The organism is Desulfosalsimonas sp., from assembly GCF_055149105.1.
In genome coordinates, this window is sequence record NZ_JBSRLA010000097.1 from 1 (window position 1) to 8,036 (window position 8,036).

Here is an 8,036-nt window from a genome sequence, read left to right on the forward strand (position 1 = left end):
AATTTCAAACTGTTTGAGGGCGAATGCCCGAGTTTTTGAAATTTCGGCGAAGGCATCGGCTGAATCCGCAAAAAGGCTCAGGAGCGAAAAAAACCCGGCCCCGGCCGCAGGGCTTTCTTCCTCCAAGTCCACCGCCCTGAGAAATCCGATGATAAAAATTGATTTTTTGTGAAACCATCAAAGTTGACAAACACGTTAATTCTTTTTATGGATAACACCAAATAAAAACCAAAACCGCAAAGGTGCTTTTGGCAGGTGCCTTGCCGTATTCGGACCTGATATGAACCTTGACAATAAATTGTATTGCCTGCAGCGGCTGGAAAATTTGTCCGGACAACGGATTTCTGCAACTGTGCGGGCACCGGCATCGTCGGTCTGGTTTTCCGGACATTTTCCGCAGGATCCGGTGCTTCCGGGAATTGCGCAGCTTTTTATTGTGCTGCAGGTTATTGAAAAGGCAACAAAACGGGCCCTTGTGCTGCAAAAAGTCCACCGGACCAAGTACCGGCGGATCATCCGCCCGGAAGAGGAAATCGAGATCAGTGTGCAGCCGGCAGACAATGCAGCCGGTCAATGGCGCTTTGAGTTAACCGTTGAAAAACAACTTGCCTGCAGGGGCCGCCTGCAGGCGCAGTTTGTGGAATAAAGACAAGCAAGAGGAAACACAGGCATATGAATCACGAAGCAAACTTTGAACAGATCGTCCTCGGGGTGGCCGGCATTGTCATCGAGGAACTCAAGCTCGAAGATGTGACCCCGGAGACATTTGATCCGGACCTGGACCTGATCGACGAGGTGGGTGTGGACAGCATGGATCTGGCCACAGTGGCGCTGGTGCTCCAGGATGAATACGGGGTTCGCATTGACGAGGAAGATTATCCCAAATTAAAAACCATCCGTATGATCGCCGAATACATCCTTGAAAATTCGCCGGTGAAGACATAGCCGGCATGATACCCGGACAGCAGGATTTTATGAAAGCATCAGGCAACCCTATCCAGACACCGGCCGGTGCAGGCAGGCCGGCAGGAGAGTGGAAATTTTCCGATATCCTGGCCTCTGATCCCCGGATCCGGCAAAAGTGGGAAAAAGTCAGAAAATATTTTTTTCTCCGGGAATCCACTTATGACATGACCCGCAAGTGCAATATCCGGTGTGAGGGCTGTTATTATTATCGGGGCGAAAAGGCCGGAGCCGACGGCATAGAAGATCCGGAGCAGTGGCGACAGCTCATGGAAGAAGAAAAACAGCGGGGCATTACCTATGTGGTGCTCGCGGGCGCCGAGCCCTCGCTGGTGCCGGAACTGCTGGAGGCCTGCTATAATCAGATCCCCCTGGGCTGCATTGCCACAAACGGCCTGATCCCCATTGACAAGAACGTGGATTACCGGATCCATATCTCGGTCTGGGGAAATGACACGACCAGCCGGCAGGTCAGAAACGCCAGCAACATGCTTTCCCGGCAGATTCAAAATTACAGAGACGATCCCAGGGCCGTGTTTGTCTATACCTTCACCCGGCACAACATCGGCGAAGTCCGCGAAGTCATGGATCAACTGGCGCAAAATAACTGCCGGGCGACATTTAACATGTTTTCCGCCCCTGCGGGTTATGCCGGCGGGCTGGCCCATGATGCGCAGTCTTTGGAAAAGACCCGCCAGACCATGGAAGAAATCGGCCGGCAGTATCCGGATCATGTGATTTTCTCGCCTTATCACCGGGTGGTCCACACCCACCGGCTGGGCCTGCATGACCTGTTTTCCTGTCCGTATCCCCGGGCCAATCCGTCAACGGATATCGGCCTGGGACGCAGTTTTCGCCAGTACCGGGCGGATCTGACCTGGAAGCGTGATACCGCCTGCTGCGTGCCCGATACCGACTGCGCCGACTGCCGCCATTATGCTGCAGGCAGCGCGGTTGTGACCGCCAGGATGTTCCGGCACGCCGCATGTCCGGAAACATTTGCGGCCTGGCTCGACTACGTGGATGTCTACCTGGCCGTATGGGTGAGGGGCTATGAAAAAAGCCCGGATCTGTGCGACCGGCACACCGCCCCGCCCGCACATTATTTATTTTGAGCGGCAAGCCGCATTTGAGGTTGATTTTATGAAAACCGTGAGTTCTCTTCTTGATTCCCACTGGTATCAGCGATACCAGACCATTTCAAAACTCAATATCCGCAGTTCCATCTATGACGTGACCAACCAGTGCAACCTGCGGTGCAAGGGGTGCTTTTTTTTCTCATCCGGAGAGGACAAGGCCGCCCGGGAGGAAACCGATCCGCAGAAATGGGCGGCTTTTGTGGATTCAGAAAAACAGCGGGGGGTGAACCTGGCCATTTTGATCGGCGGCGAGCCCACCCTCTGCCTGGACCGGGTGGCGGCGTTTTACTCCTGCATGCCCACATACTGCGCCACAAACGGGCTGATCAAGGTGCCCCGGGACCGGTTTGCCGACATGATGGTGGGCATTTCCCTGTGGGGCGATGAGGACGATGAAAAGCGCCTGCGCGGAAAAGACACCTTCCGCATTTCCAGTAAAAATTACGAAGGCGATCCCTACACCTATTACCTCTATACCATTACCCCCAACCAGGTGGGGCGCACCGAGCATATTATCAAAAAAATCCGGGACGTGGGCCTCAAGGTCCACATGCAGCTGCTCTCCAATGACGAAGGGGTGGACGGGTTTTACTGGCGCGACGGGGAACTGGCCGACCTTCGGGCGGAAATGGATGAAATGCTCGATGCCTATCCGGACACGGTGATTTCATCCAAATATTACCACCAGGTCATCACTACCGGAAAAATGCTGGACCGGACCTTCGGGTGGGCCGAGTGCCCGTCGGTAACCGAGCCCATGGACACCCGAAACCCCCAGCCCCGCCGCCTGATCCGGTTTATCCGCTGGGCCTCGGACCTTGAGACCATGCACCGGTGCTGCACCTCGGCCACCCGGGATTGTTCCACCTGCAAGGACGGGGCCGCGCACATGAGCTGGATCATGGTCAACAAGCGGGCACACATGCGCTCCACAGAGGATCTGCAGAATTGGATCGAGGTGTATGAAATGTTTGCCAAACTCTATCAGTTCATTCCCTGGTGAAAACGGATCGTTTCATGCATCCCCGCAGCAGCGTCATTGTCGGCTATGATATGGTCTCGCCCCTGGGCACGGATCCGGACGTTCAGTGGCAGGCGGCCTGTGCCGGTCAAAGCGGCATCGGCCCCCTGACCCGCTTTGAGATCAACGCGGATTTTCCGGTGCGCATTGCCGGACAGGTGCCGGAATTTGATCCCGGCCCGTATCCCTTTTTAAGCCCCAGGCAAATGGCCAACTGGCGCTCGCCCGTTTTTCGGCATGCCCTGCTGGTGGTCAGCCGTGCCCTTGAAAAAAGCGGTTTGGAAATCACCTCTGAACTTGCCCCGCGAACAGCTGTGACATTCAGTTCAGCCGTGGGGGGGCAGGACGCGGTGCTTGCCGCGGACCGGGGCATGCGCGAAGCCGGCAAACTGCCGCATCCCTACACCAATCCCAATTCGTGCATCAACATGGTCACCGGCAAGGTGGCCATTCGAACAGGCGCCACCGGCCCGATCATGTCCACGATTACGGCCTGCGCCACAGGGGCGGCCTCTGTGGCCACCGGGGCCATGCTCATTGAATCCGGGCGGGCGGATCTGGCCATTTGCGGGGCAGTGGATTTTGCCCTGGTTGAACCCATTGTGGCCGGGTTTGCCACCATGAACGGGGCGTTCCGGCACAAGTCCCATAGCCCTGTGGCCCCTGAAGCCGCCAGTCAGCCGTTTTCAAAAGACCGGCGGGGTTTTGTGATCTCAGAGGGTGCGGGCGCGGTGATCCTGGCTTCCAGGCAGTTTGCCCAGGCCCACGGGCTGGGCTTTGACGTGGGGCTTGCGGGCTGGTCCATGACCGCAGACGCCCATCATTTCGTGGCCCCGTATGGGCCCACAGTGCAGCGGTGCATCAAAGAAAGCATAGACAATGCCGGGATTTGCCCGGCCGATATTGATTCAGTAAACGCCCATGCCGCCTCCACCCGCACGGGCGATGCAGTGGAGTATGAAGCGCTGCGGGCGGTGTTTGGCGCCAAACTGCCGCCGGTAACCGCCAACAAATCCATGACCGGCCATGCCATGGGCGCATCCTCGGCCATTGAATCCATCCTGGCGGTTTCGGGCATGGTTGCCAAAAAAATCACACCCACCATCAATTATGCGCCGGATCCGGAAATGCCGGTTGATGAGATGGTCACCCACCTGCAGGACGCAGACCAGACTTTTGTGCTTAAAAACGCATTTGGTTTCGGCGGATGCAATGCCTGCATGGTGTTTCAACGATTTTAGCCAAAGACGGTTTTTTCTGTTATGAAAGCACCCTTAAACAGACGGGTCTTTGTTATTGGTTATGCAGCGGCAACGCCTTTGGGCAGAACCTTTGACAGGACATGGAACAATGCGGCCGCGGGCCGGGCCGGCTTCAGCCGGGTCTCCCGGTGCAGTGTGCAGAGCCTGAGCCGGGTGGTGGGCGAAATTCCGGACTGGGATCCGGCGGCGTGCGATTTCGTGGATCCAAAAGAGGCCCATAACTGGAACGCGGATTTCGTGATCCTGACCATGGATGTCTGCCGGGCGGCCCTGGCAGACAGCGGCCTTGAAATCAATGACCAGACAGCACCCGAAACCGCCTGCATGGTGGGATCGGCCTTAAACGGAACGGATGCATTCCGCAAGGCCGCAGAAACCCTGCGTACCAAGGGATACTTGCGGGTCAGCCCCTATCTTTTGCCCAACCTGTGCGCCAATCTGCCCGCGGGCAAGGCGGGCATGATGCTCGGGTTTACCGGCCCGGTTTTCTCCCCCCAGGGGGCGTGCGCTTCGGGAAATTTTGCCATCGGCCTGGGCGCGCGCATGATCCGGGACGGAGACTGCGATTTTGTGCTGGCCGGCGGTGTTGACACCTGTATCATGCCCGAGATCATCCACGGGTTTGCCAACATGAACGCCACCATCAAGGTGGGCGAAAACGACAGGGCCTGCAATGATCCGTCTCTGGCCTCAAGGCCGTTTTCCGTTGACCGAAAGGGCATGGTGCTCTCCGAGGGCTGCGGGGTGCTGGTGCTGGCCGCTGAAGAGGCCATAGCCGCACACGGGCTTGTGCCCCGGGCTGAGGTGGCCGGGGTGGGCTGGAGTTCGGATGCCTGTCATTTCACCCTGCCAAACGGGCCCACCATTGTCCGGGCCATTTCAGGGGCCATAGACGATGCCGGGCTGGCACCGGCGGATATCGAATATGTCAACGCCCACGGCACCTCCACGCGCAAGGGGGATTTCACGGAAATCCAGAGCCTGAGGGCCGTGTTTGGCAATCATTTGCAGCGCCTGCCCGTGTCCTCCAACAAGTCCCAGATCGGCCACACCCTGGGCGCATCTGCGGCCATTGAGGCGGCGCTGGGCATCGAGGGCATGCGCCGGGGGGTGATTCTGCCCACCATCAATTATATTCCGGACCCGGAACTCGGAGATATCGATGTGGTGCCCGATTCTGCCCGGGCCGGCGGGTATGAATGCTTTTTGTCCAATGCATTCGGGTTCGGGGGAACCAATTGCTGTATCGTTTTTAAAGGAGTCTGACCATGCGCCCCAAACCGTTTCATCCGGAAATCTACAACGGTGATCCGCGTTTTGTGAAAAACCGGCACGACGGCTGCATCTGGCACAGGTGCGAAAACCGGACACTGTATGCGGACACGGACCGCTCCGCGGTTGTGTATCACGCCAATTACCTGCGCTACTTCGAATTCGGCCGGGCCTCGCTCATGCGGGATCTGGCCTATCCATACGTGGATATCGAGGCCAGCGGATATGTTTATCCCATCATTGAGCTGGGAATCAAGTACCACAGTCCGCTGTATTACGATGATGCCATGTGGGTGCACACCCGGCCCGGAAATCTGGGCAAGGTGAAGCTGAGCTTTGATTATGTTATCATCCACGGCCAGACCGGCGAAATTGTCTGTACCGGATTTACCGAGCACTGCGCCCTGAATTCCGCGGGCAGGCCCGTGGGAATTGATGAAAAAACACAGAAATTATGGGAAATCTTTCCGAAATAAAACCCCTTTCGCCTGTGGTGCAAAAAATCGTTCTGCCGGCGTATGTCCAGGATCACGCTTTTGAGGGCAGGGCCCTGTATCCGGCAGTGGAGTCAATGCAGCAGCTGGCAGCCGCAGCTGCCGGGAAAAACATCTCCGGACGGATCATGGGGCAGGCCGCGTTTGCCAAGTTTCTGGAAATTGCACAAGGCCAGGACGAGATAGATGCTATTTTCGAGCTTGCGCCCGCAGACGGTCAAAGCCTGACCGCCCGGCTCATGACCCGGCAGAAAATGCCCGCCGCGGGAATTACCCGCACAAGGGAGCATGCCCGGCTTTGTTTTTTCCCGGACCACAAAGCCTTGGTCATCCCTGGTGCGCCGGCGGTGCAAACCGGGGAGCCGGTTTTTCGGGTGAATGCAGCGGATGTTTACCGTGAGTTGGTGCCTTTTGGCCCGGCATATCATAATCTTTCCGGAGACCTGCATCTGGAAAGCGGCGGTGTGACAGCGCTGATCCGCGCCCCCCAACTGCCGGAGCCCGGCGGTCCCCTGGGCTCGGTGTTTGTTCTGGATGCGGCATTTCACGCGGCCTGCGTGTGGACCCAGCGGTACAGGGGGCTTGTGGGCTTTCCGGTGGGTTTTGATTTTCGCGTGGTGATGCGGCCCGCAGTCGCCGGGGGCCGGTATTCGGCCCGGGCGGTGGCCCGACCCGGGGCCGCATGCGGCCAGGATTTTGATGTGTGGATTTTTGCCGCAGACGGCCGTGTTTGTGAATACGTCCGGGGCCTGCACATGCGCGATGTGTTTGCCGGCCGCAGAAAACCGCCAGCCTGGATTTGCGCCAAAAAACAAACTGCCGGGGGCAAGACTTGATGATTTTTGTTGTTGTTGCAGCAATGGCCTATTTGCTGGGTTCTGTCAATTTTTCCATTGTTTTTTTCCGGATCACCGGGCGGGGTGATCCCAGAACCCAATACAGCGGCAATCCCGGGGCCACCAATGTTTACCGCCAGGCCGGCGCAGCCGCAGCCGCCCTGGTGCTGGGCCTGGACATGGGCCGGGCTGCGGCCGTGGCCGTGCTGGCCCTGTATCTTCTGGAGCCCGCAGGCGTTGCATGGACCGGGCTGGCCCTTGTTGCAGGAAACCGGTATCCCTGTTTTCATCAGTTCAGGGGCGGCAAGGGGGTGGCCAATTATCTGGGGTTTTCAGCAGTGATAGTGCCCTGGGGGGCGCTTTCTTCAGCCCTGGCCTGGGCCGCGGGCTATTTTGCCTTCCGGTTGCCCTTTATTGCCTCTTTTTGCATGGTGGCCGTGCTTGGCGGGGCCATCTTTTACAAGTGGATGCATACAGCCCCGGCTGTTTTGGGGGTTCTTGCCACAATTGCGTTTATTGTTTTCAATCATCGCGGCAACATCGCTGAGCTGGCGGGCAGGGGCCGGTAGCAGGAAATGGATCGGGCGGTTTCGGGCCGTGGTGAGAACAATGAATAATATTATCATTTGATTGTTTGGTAAAAAGCTTTTTACCGCGTCCGCTGTTTGTCAGGAAGGAAGCCCTGCGGCCGGGGTCAGTTTTTTTGCTCCTGACCGTTTACGGATTCAGCCAATGCCTTCGCTTAAAATTTCAAAAACTCGGCCTGTCGGCCTCAAACAGTTTGAAATTTTTACGCTCCGGCATTTGCTGAATTTTTCCGTAAACGCTCAATGTCGCTTCAAAAACCGACCCCGCCCTTGGACTTCCTTGGAGGCGTTCCCACGGGCCGCAGCCCGGGACCGAGCTATAACAGTAACTTTTTCTGACGTTACTTAGATGTGTTGCTCTGGATCCCCTTGGTGTGAAACTTTGCACACAGTCGGCCATGATGCCGGCCCGGGGGTGGTTTGCGAGTCGCATTGAGCGCGCAAGCGGTCAGCAGGGAGCAA

At 57.4% G+C, this 8,036-nt stretch carries 9 protein-coding genes; all 9 read left to right on the forward strand.

The features are described from left to right. Positions 1-280: 280 nt before the first annotated feature. The 9 genes from ACTCIA_RS15745 to ACTCIA_RS15785 are packed head-to-tail and all read left to right on the forward strand — an operon-like array spanning position 281 to position 7,556. Complete coding sequence (locus ACTCIA_RS15745; protein ID WP_463002756.1) at positions 281-646, forward strand: hypothetical protein; 366 nt, start codon at positions 281-283, stop codon at positions 644-646. 26 nt (positions 647-672) lie between these two features. Then, positions 673-945 carry a phosphopantetheine-binding protein gene (locus tag ACTCIA_RS15750; RefSeq protein ID WP_463002757.1) on the forward strand — a complete coding sequence of 91 codons (273 nt, stop codon included), beginning with the start codon at positions 673-675 and terminating at the stop codon, positions 943-945. Positions 946-974: 29 nt separating this feature from the next. After that, on the forward strand, positions 975-2,078 hold the full coding sequence (locus ACTCIA_RS15755; protein WP_463002758.1) for a radical SAM protein: 1,104 nt from the start codon (positions 975-977) through the stop codon (positions 2,076-2,078). Between the two features lie 28 nt (positions 2,079-2,106). Next, a complete protein-coding gene (locus ACTCIA_RS15760) occupies positions 2,107-3,105 on the forward strand; it encodes a radical SAM protein (RefSeq protein WP_463002759.1) in 999 nt (332 codons plus the stop codon). A gap of 14 nt (positions 3,106-3,119) precedes the next feature. Further along, the gene (locus tag ACTCIA_RS15765; protein WP_463002760.1) at positions 3,120-4,364 is read left to right on the forward strand and encodes a beta-ketoacyl-[acyl-carrier-protein] synthase family protein; all 1,245 of its coding nucleotides are present in this window, start codon (positions 3,120-3,122) and stop codon (positions 4,362-4,364) included. A gap of 21 nt (positions 4,365-4,385) precedes the next feature. Beyond that, a complete protein-coding gene (locus ACTCIA_RS15770; protein ID WP_463002761.1) occupies positions 4,386-5,651 on the forward strand; it encodes a beta-ketoacyl-[acyl-carrier-protein] synthase family protein in 1,266 nt (421 codons plus the stop codon). Positions 5,652-5,653: 2 nt separating this feature from the next. Then, positions 5,654-6,133, forward strand: coding sequence for an acyl-CoA thioesterase (locus tag ACTCIA_RS15775; protein ID WP_463002762.1), 480 nt, complete (start codon positions 5,654-5,656; stop codon positions 6,131-6,133). Beyond that, entirely contained in the window at positions 6,112-6,987 is an 876-nt protein-coding gene (locus ACTCIA_RS15780; protein WP_463002763.1) for a polyketide synthase dehydratase domain-containing protein, read from the forward strand. The genes ACTCIA_RS15775 and ACTCIA_RS15780 overlap by 22 nt, the downstream gene beginning before the upstream one ends. After that, positions 6,987-7,556, forward strand: coding sequence for a glycerol-3-phosphate acyltransferase (locus ACTCIA_RS15785; protein ID WP_463002764.1), 570 nt, complete (start codon positions 6,987-6,989; stop codon positions 7,554-7,556). The genes ACTCIA_RS15780 and ACTCIA_RS15785 overlap by 1 nt, the downstream gene beginning before the upstream one ends. Positions 7,557-8,036 lie beyond the last annotated feature (480 nt).